Source organism: Natronosalvus caseinilyticus, assembly GCF_017357105.1.
GTDB lineage: Archaea > Halobacteriota > Halobacteria > Halobacteriales > Natrialbaceae > Natronosalvus > Natronosalvus caseinilyticus.
Map to the genome: position 1 here is coordinate 3,086,026 of NZ_CP071596.1, position 17,051 is coordinate 3,103,076.

General features: G+C 63.7%; 19 protein-coding genes. 10 read left to right on the forward strand and 9 right to left on the reverse strand.

Translation table 11 applies throughout. The features are described from left to right. Positions 1-41: 41 nt before the first annotated feature. Positions 42-1,322 carry an HAD family hydrolase gene (locus tag J1N60_RS14810; RefSeq protein ID WP_312908596.1) on the reverse strand — a complete coding sequence of 427 codons (1,281 nt, stop codon included), beginning with the start codon at positions 1,320-1,322 and terminating at the stop codon, positions 42-44. A 127-nt stretch (positions 1,323-1,449) separates the two neighbouring features. Between J1N60_RS14810 and J1N60_RS14815 the strand changes: the two genes are divergently transcribed. The 4 genes from J1N60_RS14815 to J1N60_RS14830 all read left to right on the forward strand — a co-directional run bounded on the left by J1N60_RS14815 (position 1,450) and on the right by J1N60_RS14830 (position 4,411). After that, positions 1,450-2,517: a glucose 1-dehydrogenase gene (locus tag J1N60_RS14815; protein ID WP_312908597.1), complete on the forward strand. Its 1,068-nt coding sequence runs from the start codon at positions 1,450-1,452 to the stop codon at positions 2,515-2,517. After that, positions 2,514-3,161 carry a transcriptional regulator GfcR gene (gene gfcR, locus J1N60_RS14820; protein WP_312908599.1) on the forward strand — a complete coding sequence of 216 codons (648 nt, stop codon included), beginning with the start codon at positions 2,514-2,516 and terminating at the stop codon, positions 3,159-3,161. Before J1N60_RS14815 ends, gfcR begins: the two co-directional genes overlap by 4 nt. 146 nt (positions 3,162-3,307) lie before the next feature. Beyond that, the gene (locus tag J1N60_RS14825) at positions 3,308-3,655 is read left to right on the forward strand and encodes a glutaredoxin family protein (protein WP_312908601.1); all 348 of its coding nucleotides are present in this window, start codon (positions 3,308-3,310) and stop codon (positions 3,653-3,655) included. Positions 3,656-3,826: 171 nt separating this feature from the next. Next, positions 3,827-4,411 (forward strand): DUF7110 family protein, encoded by a 585-nt coding sequence (locus J1N60_RS14830; protein ID WP_312908603.1) that lies wholly within the window; start codon positions 3,827-3,829, stop codon positions 4,409-4,411. Between the two features lie 165 nt (positions 4,412-4,576). Here J1N60_RS14830 and J1N60_RS14835 read toward each other — a convergent pair whose 3' ends face one another. Both J1N60_RS14835 and J1N60_RS14840 read right to left on the reverse strand, forming a co-directional pair. After that, positions 4,577-5,566, reverse strand: a complete 990-nt coding sequence (locus tag J1N60_RS14835; RefSeq protein WP_312908605.1) for a sugar-transfer associated ATP-grasp domain-containing protein — start codon at positions 5,564-5,566, stop codon at positions 4,577-4,579. 418 nt (positions 5,567-5,984) lie between these two features. Next, entirely contained in the window at positions 5,985-6,305 is a 321-nt protein-coding gene (locus tag J1N60_RS14840; protein WP_312908607.1) for a hypothetical protein, read from the reverse strand. Positions 6,306-6,551: 246 nt separating this feature from the next. Between J1N60_RS14840 and J1N60_RS14845 the strand changes: the two genes are divergently transcribed. Next, positions 6,552-7,523, forward strand: a complete 972-nt coding sequence (locus J1N60_RS14845; RefSeq protein ID WP_312908609.1) for a phosphoadenosine phosphosulfate reductase family protein — start codon at positions 6,552-6,554, stop codon at positions 7,521-7,523. 77 nt (positions 7,524-7,600) lie between these two features. Further along, positions 7,601-7,795: a cold-shock protein gene (locus J1N60_RS14850; RefSeq protein ID WP_179259303.1), complete on the forward strand. Its 195-nt coding sequence runs from the start codon at positions 7,601-7,603 to the stop codon at positions 7,793-7,795. A 231-nt stretch (positions 7,796-8,026) separates the two neighbouring features. On the opposite strand, the gene J1N60_RS14855 is transcribed toward J1N60_RS14850, so the two are convergent. Beyond that, the gene (locus tag J1N60_RS14855) at positions 8,027-8,224 is read right to left on the reverse strand and encodes a DUF7333 family protein (protein ID WP_312908614.1); all 198 of its coding nucleotides are present in this window, start codon (positions 8,222-8,224) and stop codon (positions 8,027-8,029) included. 92 nt (positions 8,225-8,316) lie between these two features. Next, positions 8,317-9,090, reverse strand: a complete 774-nt coding sequence (locus J1N60_RS14860; RefSeq protein ID WP_312908616.1) for a hypothetical protein — start codon at positions 9,088-9,090, stop codon at positions 8,317-8,319. A 156-nt stretch (positions 9,091-9,246) separates the two neighbouring features. Here J1N60_RS14860 and J1N60_RS14865 point away from each other — a divergent pair, with 156 nt between their 5' ends. Further along, entirely contained in the window at positions 9,247-9,630 is a 384-nt protein-coding gene (locus J1N60_RS14865) for a PaaI family thioesterase (protein ID WP_254156935.1), read from the forward strand. 54 nt (positions 9,631-9,684) lie between these two features. Then, a complete protein-coding gene (locus J1N60_RS14870; RefSeq protein WP_312908619.1) occupies positions 9,685-10,230 on the forward strand; it encodes a hypothetical protein in 546 nt (181 codons plus the stop codon). A gap of 36 nt (positions 10,231-10,266) precedes the next feature. Here the strand turns inward: J1N60_RS14870 and J1N60_RS14875 are convergent, their stop codons facing one another. After that, complete coding sequence (locus tag J1N60_RS14875) at positions 10,267-12,048, reverse strand: YcaO-like family protein (RefSeq protein WP_312908621.1); 1,782 nt, start codon at positions 12,046-12,048, stop codon at positions 10,267-10,269. 141 nt (positions 12,049-12,189) lie between these two features. Next, positions 12,190-12,885, reverse strand: a complete 696-nt coding sequence (locus tag J1N60_RS14880; RefSeq protein WP_312908623.1) for a ThuA domain-containing protein — start codon at positions 12,883-12,885, stop codon at positions 12,190-12,192. Positions 12,886-13,157: 272 nt separating this feature from the next. Here J1N60_RS14880 and J1N60_RS14885 point away from each other — a divergent pair, with 272 nt between their 5' ends. Next, positions 13,158-14,270: a Gfo/Idh/MocA family protein gene (locus J1N60_RS14885; RefSeq protein ID WP_312908624.1), complete on the forward strand. Its 1,113-nt coding sequence runs from the start codon at positions 13,158-13,160 to the stop codon at positions 14,268-14,270. A gap of 72 nt (positions 14,271-14,342) precedes the next feature. Then, the gene (locus J1N60_RS14890) at positions 14,343-15,671 is read left to right on the forward strand and encodes a hypothetical protein (RefSeq protein WP_312908626.1); all 1,329 of its coding nucleotides are present in this window, start codon (positions 14,343-14,345) and stop codon (positions 15,669-15,671) included. Positions 15,672-15,805: 134 nt separating this feature from the next. Here J1N60_RS14890 and psmB read toward each other — a convergent pair whose 3' ends face one another. Next, the gene (psmB, locus tag J1N60_RS14895) at positions 15,806-16,537 is read right to left on the reverse strand and encodes an archaeal proteasome endopeptidase complex subunit beta (protein ID WP_312908628.1); all 732 of its coding nucleotides are present in this window, start codon (positions 16,535-16,537) and stop codon (positions 15,806-15,808) included. A 182-nt stretch (positions 16,538-16,719) separates the two neighbouring features. Further along, positions 16,720-16,896: a hypothetical protein gene (locus J1N60_RS14900; RefSeq protein ID WP_312908630.1), complete on the reverse strand. Its 177-nt coding sequence runs from the start codon at positions 16,894-16,896 to the stop codon at positions 16,720-16,722. Positions 16,897-17,051 lie beyond the last annotated feature (155 nt).

Genomic DNA, 17,051 nt, shown 5'->3' on the forward strand with positions numbered 1-17,051 from the left:
CACTTTTTCACGGTCTCGAGACGGTCCGTCCCATCGACCGGTCAGCGCTCGAGGCGGGCGAACCGGTTGAGCGCGTACACCGTCCGCAGGACGTCGACGCTCTTGCCGCGGTCGAAGACGAGTTCGTCCGACCCGAGGACGTGCTCGAGGACGTCCTCCGAGGCGTGCTCCGGCGCGGCGGCGATGCCGGCGTCGTTTCTCGCGACCCACTCCATCACGCGCAGGTCGCTCTTCGAGTCGCCCATGACGAGCGCGAACGGGTCCTCGACGTCCAGGACCGAGAGCGCGCGCTCGACGCCGGCGACCTTGTCGAGTTCGAGACTACCGATCTCGGCCGCGTCGGCTTCGTAGTAGGCGACGTCGATGCGCTCGAAGACGTCCACGAGTACGTTGGGCACGCTCGAACGGTCGACGTCGGGATAGGCGCCGCCTTGCTCGAGGACGCCCCTGACCTCGGGATCCTCGGCGGCGTAGAACGCGCGGGCGTAGTCGGCCGGCTCGGTGGCGCCTTCGTCGCCCGCTTCGGACGTGTCGTCCCCGTTCCAGTCCACCGCCTCGGCGACGGCACCGCCCAGCAGGTCGATCACGTACACGAGTGCATCGTCGATGATCTCGCGGGCCCGACTCGAGCCGGTCTCGTAGTTCGGTTTCATCGTCACGTTGAACTCGTTGCCCTGCAGGTGACATCCCCGGCGGAGGTCCTCGGGGGCGTCGGGGAGGACGCGCGCGCGAACGTCGTCGAACACGTCGCGAATCTCCGCGTCGAGGTCCTCGTAGAGCAGTTGTTTGGTGTCGGCACCGTGGCCCGGCGTGAAGACGCCGTTGCCCGTCTCGTAGACGATCGAGAGATTTCCCGAGTGGACGATCTCGCTGCCCAACCCCTGGATAGCGAACCCCTTGACGTTCTCGAGGGTCTGGCCGGTGCAGATGACGATGGGGAGTCCCGCCTCGTGAAACTCCGTGAGCACGTGGAGAGTGTCGCGCGGAATCTCGTTGTCCGTGCCGCCCGCGGACCGAAGCGTCTCGTCGACGTCGAGCACGAGGACGTTCACCGCCCGGCCGTACTTCGCTTCGAGGTCGAGCGCCGTGAACGCCTGGTCGCGCGTGGTTCGCGCGGCGACTTCGGCGAGTGTCTCCCCGGCGGCGAACGACGAGCGAATCTCGTCTTTGCGGGACTCGAGTTCCTCGCTCGCGTCCTGCCAGTGCTCGAGGGCCACCCTGGAGTCGATTGGCGGGAAGACGTCGACGAACTCCTGGTACTCACGGAGCGTCTTCGTGTCGAACTCGTCGTATAGCCGGTAGACGAGGTCGTAGCGTTCCATGAAGGTAATTGACGTGGTGGCGGGTTAATCGTTTCCGCTGGTGCGATAGTAACCACCTCTCGGCAGTGAACGCGATCTTTACTCGAAATAGAATAAACTTTTAGTCGTCGGGGAACGAGGGATCGGTATGAAAACGATCGCAGTCGAGCCGGGCTCGGGCGAGCCAGTGATGCTCGAGAAGCCGGTTCCCGACCCGGCTGACGGCGAAGCCCTCGTTCGAACGCTCCGCGTCGGCGTCGACGGGACCGACCACGAGGTCATCGCGGGTGAGCACGGCGGCGTCCCCGAGGGCGAAGATCACCTCGTACTGGGCCACGAGGCCGTCGGCGTCGTCGAGGACGCAAACGGGACTGACCTCGAGGAGGGCCAGATCGTCGTCCCGACGGTTCGACGGCCGCCGAACGGGTCGAATCGCTACTTCGAGTCGGGCTATCCCGATATGGCACCCGAGGGCGAGTACCACGAGTGCGGCATCGTCGGTGCCCACGGGTTCATGGCGGAGTACTTCACCAGCCCGGCCCAGTACCTGATTCCGATCCCGGAAGAACTGGCGCCGATCGGCTTCCTCGTCGAACCGATCACCATCTCCGAGAAGGCCATCGAACACGCCGCCGCCAGTCGGTCGGCGTTCGACTGGCAACCCGAGTCCGCGATGGTCCTCGGCAATGGCTCGCTCGGCCTCCTGACCGTCGCCATGCTCGCGGAAACCCTCGAGTTCGATCGCACGTACTGCCTCGGCCGGCGTGATCGGCCGGACCCGACGATCGACATCGTCGAGTCCCTCGGCGCGACGTACGTGGACTCGCGGGAGACGCCGGTGTCCAAGGTTCCCGAAGCGTACGAGGGGATGGACTTCATCTACGAGGCGACCGGCTACGCCCCCCACGCGTTCGAGACGATCGAGGCGCTCGCGCCCAACGGCGTCGGTGCCCTGCTCGGCGTTCCCTCGAGCTGGACGTTCGAGATCGACGGCGGCGCGCTCCACGAGGAGTTCGTGCTCCACAACAAGGCACTGGTCGGGAGCGTCAACGCCAACCGCGGCCACTTCGAGGCCGCCATCGACACGCTCACGCAGCTGCCGTCGTCGTTCCTGGACGACCTCGTGACCGGGATTTACGACGTCGACGCCTTCGAGGCGGCATTCGTCGACGACGACACGACTATAAAAACGGCGGTCGAATTCGATCGTATATGAAGAACGTCGACGACCTGATCGAGAGTGCGGCCGACCTCGCCGAGCGCGGCCTCTCGAAGGGCGAGATCGCAGACGAGTTGAACGTCTCCCGCGAGACGGCGAGCTGGCTGGTCGAACGCAGCGGCACCGCACCGCAACCGTCGGCTCCCGAGACAGCCGATACCGCCGGATCGGCGGACATCCACGTCGACTGGTCGGCCATCGGTCGGGACTCAAAGCGGATGGGCTACATCGCCAGCGCGATGGCCGATCTGCTCGCCAAACACGGCGAAGACGTCGATCTGACGATCGGCATCGAGAAGGCAGGCGGCCCCATCGCCGCGCTGGTCGCCCACGAACTCGAGACCGACCTGGGAACGTACACGCCGGCGAAACACCAGTGGGAGGAGGGCGACATCGACGAACTCGGCGGAACCTTCTCGCGAAACTTTGCGACGATTCGTGGCCGGGAGTGTTACGTCGTCGACGACACGGTCACCAGCGGGACGACCATGCGCGAGACCATCGACGCGATTCGAAAGGAAGGCGGTGAGCCGCTCGCGTGCGTCGTCCTCGCGGACAAGCAGGGCGTCGACGAACTCGACGGCGTCCCCGTCTACTCCCTGTTGCAGGTCATCAGCGTCGGGAAAGACGCGGACGAGTGACTCCTCGCCCGGCGCTTCGCTTCGTCGTCGAGTAGTCCGTTTTCGACCGACCGTGGGTTCCGATACTATATTTTCTATAGTATGGTGGGGTGCGACGCCACCCGTACGGCGCAAACGCTTTCCATCCCACGCCCCTACGAACGCCCATGACGTTTCAGCCAGAAAGCAGCCTCGAGCAAGACGAGGTCGACGAGATCGTCGAAACCGCCCTCGACGAGAACGACGTCGTCCTCTTCATGAAGGGCAACGAACTCATGCCCCAGTGTGGGTACTCCCAGCGCGCCCTCGAGTTGATCGGCAAGCACCGAAGCGATATCGAGACGGTGGACGTGCTCGAGTCCCTGCCCGAGTTCCGGGAGGCACTCTCGGAACACAGCGGCTGGGAGACGATCCCACAGACCTACGTCGACGGCGAGTTCGTCGGCGGGTCGGACGTCCTGGCCGAACTCGACGAGCGCGGCGAACTCGAGACGACGCTCCAGGCGAGTCACTGAGCGAGTACCCCGAATCTCGACCGACGGGGCCGCCGTCGGCGAGGTCTACAGCGACCTGTTCGCGAACACCCATATGAATTCCAATACGTCACCCGGGGAGATAATAGCAGGTCATATATGGGGAGCGACCGTACTAGGAACCAGACGACTATCGCCCACCCCCTTCCAGATATGTCAACAGAGGAATCCAGACACGTGTATCGGCTCCACTCCACGCTCGAACTCCCGCTCGAGGACCTCGAAGAGCACCTCGAGACGGCGACCTACCCCGACGGCGTCACCGACGTCGAGCTCACCCGCCGAAACAACACTCTCATTCTCAAAGCCGTCTCCAACGACGAGACGGTCAGCAAGTACACGCCGACGGCCCAGTTGAAAGCCAGCGTCACGGAGAACCGTGTCTACGAAGAGGATCCGGAGGAACGCCGGCAGAACTCGTTCCGCTGGGACGAAGACGAGGAAGAGGAGATCGAGTCTGAACTCGTCGAGTTCGCGGCGTTCAAGGGCGACCGCGAGACGGTACTCCAGAACTCGCTCCTCCAGTACGAGATGTTCAAGGTGCTGTGTGACATCGCCCTCCAGACCGAGAAGGGGACGTTGACGGCGATTTCCGAGCGCGACGGCGACCTCGAGGCGACCCGGATCGTCGACGGCGAAGCCAGACCCGCCGACGTCGAGGTCGTCGAGGGACCGCGTGAACGCAAGTCGGCCTCGAGTGGGGTCAACTGGCGGGACAACAAGTTCATTAGCGATTGAGAATTGAGATAGATAAAGCGAATCGAAACCACTTCTCTCCCTTCTCATCCCGAGCGAAATCACAGAGGAGAGTGGCTTCGCCGTGTGAGCCCGCAGCAACTCCTGCCGGTCGTCTTTCTTCGCCGAACGATCCCTGACAGCGGAAATTCGCCCGCGAACGGGTGATCAAACGACGTCGTGTCGCCGATAAAACCGTCGCGCTCGCTCGTCGGCGAGGAGCGGGCGGTGTACCTGTAGCGCAGTGACGCCCGTCTGGCTGTTCCCCTCGATGATCTTGAATTCGCCGTCGCCCGTGACGACGATGTCCCACCCGACGTAGGGCATGTACGAGAGTTCGTTGGCAATCTCGAGCAGTTTGGCTCGAATCTCGTCCCAGCCTGGAACCGTCGTCCCCTCGATGCGGGAGCCGGTTTCGGGGTGCGTGTCGTGCCACTCGACGCTGTCTCTGCGATAGTACTGGGCGCCGGGACCGAGCGTTCCAGTCTCTCTGTCGACTTCCGCGGACAATCCACCCTTCGAGAAGTTGTCGACGGGCGCGGAATCGCTGGTGCCGATCCGCTGGACGGCGATCGGGATGAACGCCTCCTGCGCTCGCTCGTCGTACATCGTGATCACCCGGAGCGTGTTCACCGTGTCGGAGTACAGTTTGGCAGCGTACTCGTCCTGCTCGACGAACTCGCAGACGAGGTAGTCCTGGAGGTCCGCGAGCGTCCGAGCGAGCTCGTTGTCGGTCAGTGGCTCGCCGTCGTACAGGTACGACCCGTCCGTGCGCTCGAGGAAGTGGACGTTGTTTCCGCCGCCGCCGCTGAACCACTTCAAAACGAGTTGCTCTCCGTCCGAAAGGGTCTCGTCGAGCCAGTCGATTGGATCCCTGGTCGGACGCGACACGGTGGAATCGGTCGGACGCTCGAGTTTGATGCCACCGTCGCTCGCGATTTCAGTGGTCTCACTCGAATCGAACGCGTGGAACCAGCCGTTCTTGAGCAGTCCGTGTACCGTCGACCGATGGGACGCAAACTTGCCAAGGACCTCGTGAAAGGCGAGTTTATTGTCGATCAGTGCGCTCCAGTGGTCGTTGATTCGACCCGTTCGAACGTACCGCTGATAGTCGTCGAGATACAGTGACGGGTCGTAGGTGTCGAAGTCGTAGACCATACCCGACTTGCTCAGAAACCGCCGTCGATAGAGCCAGAGGCGCTCTCGTCGTGAGAAGTCGTAAATCGACCTCGATTCTCGCTCGTCACGGACCAGCCTGCGCACTCGATTCGCCGTTTGATACACTTCGCGGACGTTCATCGGGTAGCACTACCGACTGTTCTGTTATACTTATACACAGGGTATGACGTTGATTTCAAATCGAAACAGTTCATCGCCGCCACTCTCCCTTTTTTCCAGGACAAATCGAAACAGCCACTGGTAGTGTGAACCCGTACCCCACCGGAATTCTATTTAAACAGGTCCTCCGGATATTGACGAATCGGACCGGCTTCCATCCGGAAGCTCTTACTACGGTCGTCTCGAGTCACGTCGCGAGCGGTCTCGACGGGATGGTTCAAATCCGACGGCAGCTGAGCTACCTGTGGAGCCAGTTCTCGATTCGGCTTGCCAGGGTTTTTGCGACCGCGTCGGCGATGTGACCTGGCGACTCCGAAAGATCCCACACGTAATCGCCGACGCGGGTGACCCCCTCCCACTCGATATAGCCGCGACGGTCGAGTTCGATGAGTACCCGCTCGAGAGCCGTTTCATCGAGTCGATAACCGATTCGGTCCTCAAGTCGGTCGGCGAGCTGTGGGGTCGTCAGCACGGCCCGGTCCTCGAGAGACGAGTCGACGATCGGAACGACGGACGGTTTCGACGCCGGCGTTTGCGGTGACGGCGGCCGCTGGGTCATTGTCGATGTCCGGTTGTGGTCGAGACGACATAAGAATCAGCGTGAACAGACGCGACCATCAAGTGCGGATCGTCGAAACGAATACGTCCCGGGCCCGTGTACGAGGGAATCGTCAGCGCCGATCGCACGACCGAGTGCGATCAGCAGTGTTTGCTAGCACTTCCCACGTGAAGACCGAACAGCAGCGACAGCACGTTCCGCCGGCGTAAGGACTTTAACCCTCGTAATTATATGTAATTACACCGTATGCCCGACGATTTCCCCACGTACGTCGACGTCGATTACGAGGACGGCACCGACGAGGACCCCGAAGACTACCCGCAGATCCAGGACAAGATCGAGAAGGCCATCGAGGTCACGCGACAGGGACTCGAGCAGTACGAGAACCCGGCTGTGATGTGGACCGGCGGCAAGGACTCGACGCTCGTCCTGTACTTCGTCAAGGAGGTCGCGGACCGCTACGACCTCGAGGTACCTCCGGCGATCTTCATCGACCACTACCAGCACTTCGAGGCGATCCACGACTTCGTCGACCACTGGGCCGACGAGTGGGACCTCGAGGTCATCTACGCGCGAAACGAGGACATCGGCAGGTACGTCGAGGAGAACGACCTCGAGCCGGGTGACGACATTCCCGTCGACGAACTGTCCGAACACAACCAGCACCACGTCGAGAACATCCTCGAGTACGAGGAGGACACGTTCCCGTTTCTGCTCGACACCTACGCAGGCAACCACCTGCTGAAGACGGTCGCGCTGAACGACGCACTCGAGGAGTACGACATCGACGGCATCCTCTCGGGCGTCCGCTGGGACGAACAGGAAGCCCGCGCCGACGAGACGTTCTTCTCGCCGCGCCACGATCCGGACATCTACCCGCCCCACGACCGCGTTCAGCCCATTCTCCAGTTCGACGAGGCGGCCGTCTGGGAGGCGTTCTGGAACTTCGTCGTCCCGGACACCGTCGAGGCGTTCCCGGACGAGGGCTACGTCCCGCAGAGCGCCGACGACCTGCCGAACGACCTCGAGCCTGGTGATACCCCCGTCTCGCCGAAATACTGGGAGGGCTTCCGCTCGCTCGGGAGCGAGATTAGCACCGAGAAGACCGAGGACGACCCCGCCTGGCTTCAGGACCTCGAGGGAACGACCGAGCGCGCGGGGCGCGCCCAGGACAAAGAGGACCTGATGGAGCGGTTGCGGGACCTCGGCTACATGTAGGACAGGTCGGAAGCGACCGTCGTGGTACCGCGACCCTCGCAAGGGTTATCCGTGTTCCGGGTGAACGTTTGTTTGCAATGGCAAACGGTAAGGTTGATTTCTTCAACGACACAGGCGGCTACGGTTTCATTTCGACGGACGACGCGGACGATGACGTCTTCTTCCACATGGAAGACGTCGGCGGTCCGGACCTCGAAGAAGGCACAGACATCGAATTCGACATCGAACAGGCCCCCAAAGGCCCCCGCGCGACGAACGTCGTCCGCAACTAAGTTCTGACGCCGGGCCGTCTTCATCGACCGTCCGGAGAGTACTTCGTTTACGATACGCTCCTAGCGAGCGCACGCTCCGTTACGACCGGTTCACCGGAGGAATCGACGGCTCGCGAAAGGCGTCGGTACGACTCGAGTCTCGTCGTACGCGTCCGAGACCACTGGTCGAAATTCGTCCCTCGAGACTCATCTTCGAGACACGCTCTATACGCTCCAAAACGAATACCTCGATCAGCGCGTCGCCCGGTATTCCCCGTGTTTGACGCCGATGGCGAGCATGACCGCCCCGAAGATCGCCATCGACGGCAGGACCATCGTCAGGATCGTTCCGGTCGTCATGCCCGGCATCATCGTGAGGGCTACGGTCCCGACGGCGATGATCGCGACGAACGCACCGACGGTCTTGACGAGGTCGAACTCGAGTGGCATATGCGGACGTCGGTTCCGAAGATTCCTAAGAATACCGAAATGACGCGCCCATTTCCGTCGGTTGCTGAAGTTGCTGGATGGCGAGGACTCGGTTACTCGCCCGACGGCCGGACGACGTTCGCCAGCGAGACCATCGTCCCGAGAAACCAGCCCATCGGGAACGAGAACCCGAGCCACATGGCCGCGTAGGCCGCGCCCTCGAGCTGGTAGTTGTTCCGCAGGTACTGGTTGAGATCCCCGACGACGAAGACGGTGTCGAGGAGCCACACGGCGAGGTCGTAGCTCGGCTCGAGGACGTAGGGCTCGAGCGAGGGGGTGACGAGCGCGGCGACGACCGGAGGCAAGAACAGGGCGGTCATCGCGAAGGGATAGGCGAGGATCACCGAGAGAGGCCGTCCACCGAACTTCGAGCAGGCGGCGGCGAGTGCGGTCGAGACCGTTGCGACGCCGCTCGCTGCGGCGACGGCGTAGACGGCGTCGAGCGGGACGTCGACTTGCTCCATGTACGACATCGCACCCCAGGCGATGGTCAGCAGGCCCCAGCCGAGGAGGGCGACGGCGGTGACGCCGACGATGCCGAGTCGGGTTCGCGTCGAGTCGAGTTTCGCCGCGTAGTAGCGGGTCGCGAGGCCGATTACGGTGAACGGATACACGAGTAGAATGCCGAGGGCACCGACGAGACTCCAGAGATAGTAGCCCACTTTCTGCGGGAGCGATTCCGGTTTCCATTTCCCCATGACGGAGTGGCCACGGCCACGCTGACGGGGGAAGACGAGCTCCATCCACGCTCCGTGGAGCCGTGCCAGGTCGACTTTCACCGCGGCGACGAATCCGCCACCGCCACGGGAGTGTGCGCGCGTAGACATACTCAATCCAAACTACTGGGATACCGTAAGTTTTCCTCCTCGAGACCGTCTCGATTTCGCGATCGTTTCGCGACCGGCTCGAAAGTGGTTCGCGACGGTCCCGACCGTCACACAAGACCCCCATCGTTTATGCGCCATCCCGAACCATCCTCGAGTATGGACATCGAGTCTTTCTTCGAGGAGATGCCGTTCGCCGACCTGCTGGGCGTCGAGGTCACCGAAGCCGCAGACGGCCACGCCGAAGGTCGCCTCGAGATGCGCGAGGAACTGTCCTGGAACGCCGATCGGCTGATGGCCCACGGCGGGGTGACGTTCACCCTGGCGGACACCGTCGGCGGGGCGGCGCTCGTCTCGGAGGTCGATCAGCCGGTGCCGACGATCGATATGCGCATCGACTATCTCTCGGCGGGCACGGGCGACCTCTACGCCGAAGCCGACGTCGTTCGCTGTGGTGGGGACGTCGGCGTCGTCGACGTCGAGGTCTACAGCGAGGACGACACGCTGATCGCGGACGCTCGAGGCGTGTACAAGACCGGGTGATACTCGAGGCGACGAATCAGCACGCTTAGGAGAGTCCACTCCCTAGCCGGCGGTGTGAACCGTCGGAACGTCCTTCAGGCGATCGGTGTCGGCGCGAGCGTCGGACTCGCCGGCTGTTTTCAGGGTCTCGGTGAGTTCTTCACCGGTGGTGGGATCCAGCCGAACGTGCCGATCCAGCTCTTTAGCGAGGCCGAACGTTCGTACAACGTCGCGATCGAAGCCCAAGAAGTCGAGACTGGACGCAAGACGCACGACGATGGAATCAACATGGTCCCCGGCGAGCGGGCCGTCACCGGCCGTATCGAACGAAGCCCACAGCAGTTTCGCGTCACCCGGTTCGGACACGATGGCGAGGAAGGGGGCCCGGGCGAGGATCTCGTCGAGACCGGCCGGATTACGGAGGATACTCAGCTCGTGAGCATCCGGATTTACGACGATGCCCTCGAACTCGAGATCATCGAGGACGAGGACGAAGCGGAGGCCGAGCAGGAGGAACTCGAGGAGGAGGCGAACGACTCGAGCGAGAATTCGTCTGACTCGACCGATAACGGTTCGAACGATAACGAGGACGACTCGAACGACAACGCGTCCGACGACTGATCGTTCAACCGACACCACCAAAACGCCGATATCGACCTACGGATAGGGGTGAAATGCCCGCTCGAGTTGCGGCTCGAACCCCAGGTCGTCGGGGACCGTCTCGGCTCGAGGCGCGAAGTACGGCTCGCTCGTGAACAGCGGCTGGGCGTCGGGGACGACGACGCGCACGGCCTCGAACCCAATTCGTTCGACGTCTCGCGTCGTGAGTCGAGCGGCGTACGGCGTCAGTCCGACGTCGGTCACGCGCTCGAGGAGCGCCTCGAGTCTCGCCGCGCCAGTGGGCACGGGGTCCGGGCCGACGGACGAGGCCGCTACCTGCCGCGCGTCGCCGACGTCGACGAACTTCCTGGCCCGGTCGGGAAACGACCCGTACTCGCCGATGGCACCGCTCGCGTTCTCGGCCTCCTCCGGTCCCATCCCTCGAAGTTCCATCCAGTTCTGGAGGGCCTCCTCGAGCGCGCCCGCCGCGGCGGCACCGGCGTCGAGTCCGGCGGCCGAGCCGACGGCGAAGTGGGGCCATGGCTCTTCGTACTCCTCGGTGGGAGTGTTCAGGTCCCGATGAACGGCGACCGCGACCACGGGGACGTCCACGTCCTGCGAGCAAAGCAGCGCGGTCGTCTCGAGTCCCTCGCTTCGCGCCCGCCTGGCGAGCGTCTCGTAGGCGGTGGTCTCGGCCTCGGCATCGACCTCGAGGGCCAGCGGTTCGAACGTGGAGTACCACGCGAGCATCGTGGCGTCGCGTTCGACGACCTCCGTCAGCCCGGAGCGGAGCGCGTCGACCGTCGACGACCCGAGGCCGAGTCCGGTCGTGATCGACGGCACCAGCGAGTCGCCGGGCTGGGGGAACTGGACCGCTGCCGCTGGAAGGTGGACGGACGCGCCGCTCTCGAGGTCGACGCCTTCGACCCATCGGCGGTCCTCACCAGAATCGTACTCGGGGGCCGAGTCCGGCCGAACGAGGTCGGTCGGCGAGACGGCGTGCTCGAGGCCGGCCTCGCTGGCTCGAACGAAGTCCGCATCTCGGTAGGTCCCCGCACAGTAGCGTTCGAGGCCTTCCCCAACGGCCTTCATCAGCGCTGCGTTCCAGTCGACGGCGACGCCGGCGGCCTGCGTCGGCGCGCTCGCGTCGCTGTAGGCCGTCGTGTCGGCCACCGTCGCGAGGTAGTAGGGAGCCGGAAACGACTCGAGTTCGCCGATTGATTCGACGATGCCGACTCGTTCGTCGATAGCGAGTTCGGCCCGGTCGACGGCCGCCTCGAGGTCGAGGGACTCGTCGTCCGCGAGGTCGAGCGATCGATCCCGCTCTGACGGCTGGCACGCGCAGCCTGGAACGGGGAGCACCTGTCGCCTGGCGTGAGGAACCTCGCGAACCTGCCCGACGATCGTCGGCTCCTCCCCGCTGAACAGCCGAATGCACTCCCGGCCGGCGATGGCCCCTGCGAGCCTGGCCGCGCTCCGGTTCGCGCGTGGTTTTCCGTCGCTACCGTTCTCGTCCTCGAGCGTCGACTCGACGCGACCCTCGAGACACGAGAAGCAAGCCGTGTCGGTGGCGAACCCCGAGATTGCGGCGTCGACCGCCTCGAGCGGGTGGCCACCGACGCCGCCGACTTCGACGGCGATCCAGGGCGTGTTCCCCTCGCGAGCGGCCGCGTTCGCGCGCTCGAAGGTCTCGGCCCCGACGACGTCGCTCACGACGGCGAATCGCGCGTCGTTCAGATCGTCTGGGGTTGCGTCGACGGCCGATACCGAATCCACGTCGTCGAACGCGGCGACGACGGCCGCGCGAACGGGGTCGTCACCGACTACGTGTACGTCCATACGCGAGCGTCTCGCGCCGGCGGCAAAAACGCGCCGCTCGAGATCGAGGTGGAGATCAGGTACGAGAGCGAGAACACGATTCAGGCGAACTCGAGACCGTGGTCGTGTCCGAGAAGGCTCCAGGCCAGGACGAACGCAGACTCAGTCTCGCTCGCCGAACGTCCGCGGGGCGCCCTCGTTCGGCGTGGCCCACTCGACGGCGTTTCGGATCACCCGCTGAACGTCCTCGTTCTCGTAGATCGGAATCGTCTCGTGGCCCGGTCGGAAGTAGAAGATGCGGCCGCTTCCACGCCGGTAACAGCACCCGCTGCGGAACACCTCACCACCCTCGAACCAGCTCGTGAAGACCAGACGGTCGGGCTCGGGAACGTCGAAGGGTTCGCCGTACATCTCCGTCTCGGGGAGTTCGATACGCTCGCCCAGGCCGTCCGCGATCGGGTGACCGGGATCGACGACCCACAGGCGTTCCAGGCCGTCGTCCTCGCGCCACTGGAGACTGCAACCGGTTCCCATGAGGCGCTTGAAGACCTTCGAGTAGTGGCCGGAGTGGAGCACGAGCAGGCCCATTCCCTCGAGGACGCGTTCCTGGACCCGGTCGACGATCTCGTCCTCGACCTCGTCGTGGGCCGTGTGTCCCCACCAGAGCAGGACGTCGGTTTCCTCGAGGACGTCCGAGGTGAGCCCGTGTTCGGGTTCGTCGAGCGTCGCCGTGGTCACCTCGTGGTCGTCCTCGAGGAAGTCGGCGATGGTCGCGTGGATCCCGTCGGGATAGACGGCGGCGACCTCGTCGTTCTCCCGTTCGTGTCGGTACTCGTTCCAGATCGTGACAGTGGCCATCGTGAAGCGATTCGACATCGAGACTGAAAGCGTGGGCGGTCCCGGCGGCGGCTGACGGGGTCGTAAGCTGGCACTAGCGGTAGGGACGCTGACATTCATCGACCCACCAACAAGAATTCGAACTCAACTGGTTCGAACATATGGACGACATGGGTCACAACCCTTATTTTGATCGCCACCCCGGGTTTCTCTATGGGAGCGTTCTTTCGCATTCGTTTTCAGATGAAATCGGGCATTACCCGAACACGAGCCGGTAAATCGGGGGTTACTCGATGACCGGCGTCGGCACCGGAATCGGCGTTGGTATCGTTGGCCTCGGTGGGATGGGGCAACTCCACGCCTCGAACATGCGCCAGGAGGGCGCCGATATCGTCGCCGGTGTCGATCTGATCGCAGCACAGCGCGAACGGTTCGGTGCCGAGTTCGGCGCCGAAACGTACGACTCTCACGAGGCCATGCTCGAGGACGAGCGCGTCGAGGTGGTCGTCGTCACGACGCCGAACAAGTTCCACGAGCCGATCGCAGTCGCCGCGCTCGAGGCCGGTCGCCACGTGCTTGTCGAGAAGCCACTCGGGCACACCCTCGAGAGCGCCGAGCGCCTCGCCGAGGCGGCCGAACGGGCGGACGGAATCTGTATGGTGGGCTTTCACAACCGTCACGCCGCGTCGGCGGCGATGTTCGACGCGTACAAGGCCCAGGGCCGATTCGGTCGGCTGACCCACGTCGAAGCCAACTACATCCGTCGGCGCGGCGTTCCCGGCCCTGGTTCCTGGTTCACGAACCCCGACCTCGCCGGTGGCGGTGCGTTACTGGACATCGGCGTCCACGCTATCGACCTCGCGCTCTACATGCTCGACTTTCCGGACGTGCTCGAGGTCTCCGGTACGGCCCGGAGCACGTTCGGCACCCAGGAGGAGTACGCCGACCCCGACGGCTTTGGCAACAACTGGGACGCGCAGTCCGAGGCCTACGAGGTCGACGATTCCGTCAGCGCGTTCATCCGCTGTGCCGACGGGCGAACGATCACCCTCGAGGCTGGCTGGGCGACCAACCGCGACCCCAGTCAAGAGTTCCACGTCCGGGGGAGCAACGCCGGCGCGCGGTTCGAAATTGGCGATTCGGATCTCGAGTTGCTCGAAGCCGGCATTGCGGGCTGTGACCACTACGCGGACACCCAGCTCACCGGCGACGCGTCGGTAACCGGACACTACGAACAGGATCGAGTCTTCCTCGAGACGGTTGCCGCGGGCGAGGAAGCGACGGTCAACACGGTCGACGAAGCCCTGGCCGTTCAGCGGGTCATCGACGCGATCTATCGCTCGAGCGAGACGGGGCGCGCGATTCGTCTCGAGGACACGCGTAAGGCGACCCGTCCGATGGACTGACTCAGGTCATCCCGGCGCTCGTATCATTCAGAAATACTTTTCGTCCTGTATTCAAGAGTGAGACGCATCGTAATGAATGATGCTGGCCGAAGAAGGTTGTTGCAATCGCTGGCCCTCGGTGGAGTCGCCGCGGTCTCGGGGTGCCTGACGTCCGATTCTCGAGACGGTGACGGCGACGCGAACGACGACCCCTCGAATACCACCGTCGACACCGACGGCGTCGACGGCGAGTCCGAAAGCGACGACCAGTCCAACACCGACGACGAGGCCGAGGAGACCTACGAAGCACGTGACGAACCGCTCTTTCGCCAGTGGACGCCGGCGATGGATACCTACGATTACGAGGGGACTCCGGGATTCCTCGAACTCGACGTCCAGGCCTCCTACGACCTGGCTGACACGGCTTCGAGCGTCGACCGCGCCGAACTCGAGAAGGCCGTCGAAGCGTACAGCGCACTCGGCATCTCGAGTGGAGAGTTGGACCGGTACCTCAATCTAAACGTCGGTGAGATTCTTTACGGTTCGTTCGATTCGAGTGTCGTCACCGACGCCATCGAAACAGCAGGGTACGCCGACGCGAGCAGCCACGGAGCGTACGAAGTGTACGACGGCGTCTCCATCCAGGACGGCGACAGGGAACTGCTGGAGGACTCGGCCGTTGCCGTCGGTCCGTCCACCCTCGTTGTCGCGCCCACAGCGGGGCTGATCGACGAGAACGCTGCGGATTCGTCGACGTTGTCGGTTGGGTCGCTCCTGGAAACGGGAGGGGCGTCAGGCGCCGCACTTCCCGAGACACACGACGACGTCGGCACGCTCCTGGAGGTGCTCGAGGAAGCGGTCGTCCCGAGCGGGGAAAGTTCGTATTTATTTTGTCTCGCTCCTGATAGTACCGGGCGACCATCGTACGAACCGGGTGGGTTCGTCGTTTCCTGGTCGTTTGGGGGCGAACGCACGGAGCTATCGACCGCCTGGATATACGAAGATCTGGAAACGCTCCACGAAGAGCGCCCACGCTCCCATATCGAATCGTGGCTTCCACTCGAGTACTACAACGAGACGTCGATGTGGACGACCGACCGCGTGGCTGTCTACGAGGGGTGGATCGAGACCACGGCGTTCAACTATTTCGAACCGCCGGCGGACGCGACGCGCCATACCCGACCACAGGCGGGCCTCAGCCTGGACGAGGAGGATGGCGAGGCCGTGATCACGATCACCGCGATCGAACACCTCGACGGTCTGTGGATCGAACGAAACGGAGAGACGGTTCGAGTCGACGACGATCCCTCGGTCGGCGCAACCTACACGATATCGATCGAAGCGGAAGACCGGATCGTCGTCATCGGTTCGTACGAACGGACGGAGTCGGTCCTGCTCGAGCACGTCGCCAACGGGTACTGAGTCGCATCGGCTTCGGGTTACTTACGGATCGATCGACACGATCACTCGAAGAGACGTCCGGGCCACCTCAGGAAAGATGCGACGGTCATTATTCGTCGAGGGTGGGAAAATGGGCTTGCTCAGACCTCGCTCGCTCAGATGACTTCTTCGAAGTCGTTGTGGCCGTGGATCTCGACGCCGTCCTCGGTGATTTCACAGAGGAAGACGCCGTTGCCGGAGCCGGTGTCGCGCTCGGCGGCAGACTTGATGCTCCGGGCCGCGATGGTCATCGCCTCGTCGTTCGAGAGGCCCTCCTCGTAGGCCTGCTCGAGGTGGCCGTAGGCGAGTTGCATGCCCGAACCGGTGACGGTGTAGTCGTCCTCCATGACGCCGCCGGCGGGGTCGATGCTGTAAACGTGGCTCCCTTCCGCGTCGACGCCGCCCAGGATGGGGTGGATGGCGAAGAACGGGCCGCCACGGGCGAAGTTGCCCGCGAGGGTGGCGAGTGCGTCGATGCTCATCTCCTCGCCACGGCGGGCGTTGTAGAGGTTGACCTCGGCGCGCAGGCTCTTGATGAACGACTGGGCGCCGCCGACGCTGCCGACCATCGTCAGCGCGCCGGTCGGGTGGATCTGCTCGACCTTCTGGACGTTCTTGTTCGAGACGAAGCGACCGCCGAGGCTCGCGCGCATGTCGGTCGCGATGACGACGCCGTCGGCCGTCGTGATGCCGATCGTCGTGGTCCCCGTCTTGTTCACGTTGTCCAGTTCGGCCTGCGAGAGGCCGTTCTGGGGGAGCGAGCCGAGTTCCGGTTCGTACGGCGAGGGCTCGTTCGCCAGCTGGTCGACGGTGCGAGAGAACTCGGAGTCGTGGGATGGCGTTCGCATTATCCGCATGTTACGGCCGACAGGGTATAAAACATCGGCGGTCACCGTGCTTCGTTCCGGTTTCGCCGCGTCGCGTAACGCGGTGGCTCGAAGTCGGTTGTCACCGGTGGCTCGAGGTCGGGTCGTTCACGACGGCTCGAGGGTCGAGGATCGAGGTATGGAAGGGTAGAAACAGTGTACGTTCAGGGCTCGGGCTGGGCGTTCTCGTAGGCCTCACCGACGCTGGCGAGCACCTTGTGGACTGGAATCGAAATTCCGGCCTGGCGGGCGGCGACCGCGAGCGGCATCATGACGATGCCGGCTGCGATGCACAGTTGATACAGTGCGAACAGGGACGCGTGGTACACGCGGGATATCATCGGCGTTCGGTCGATGGTCAGACCAGGTGTATATATAAGCCTTGTTGCCCCGATAGCGGGTTGATGATTAATCAGGAAGGTTTGAAGTCCGCGCAGTCTTGCGGTTCAAGTACAGTTGTGGAAAGGGAAATCGAATCCGCGTTTCCGCTCGAGGG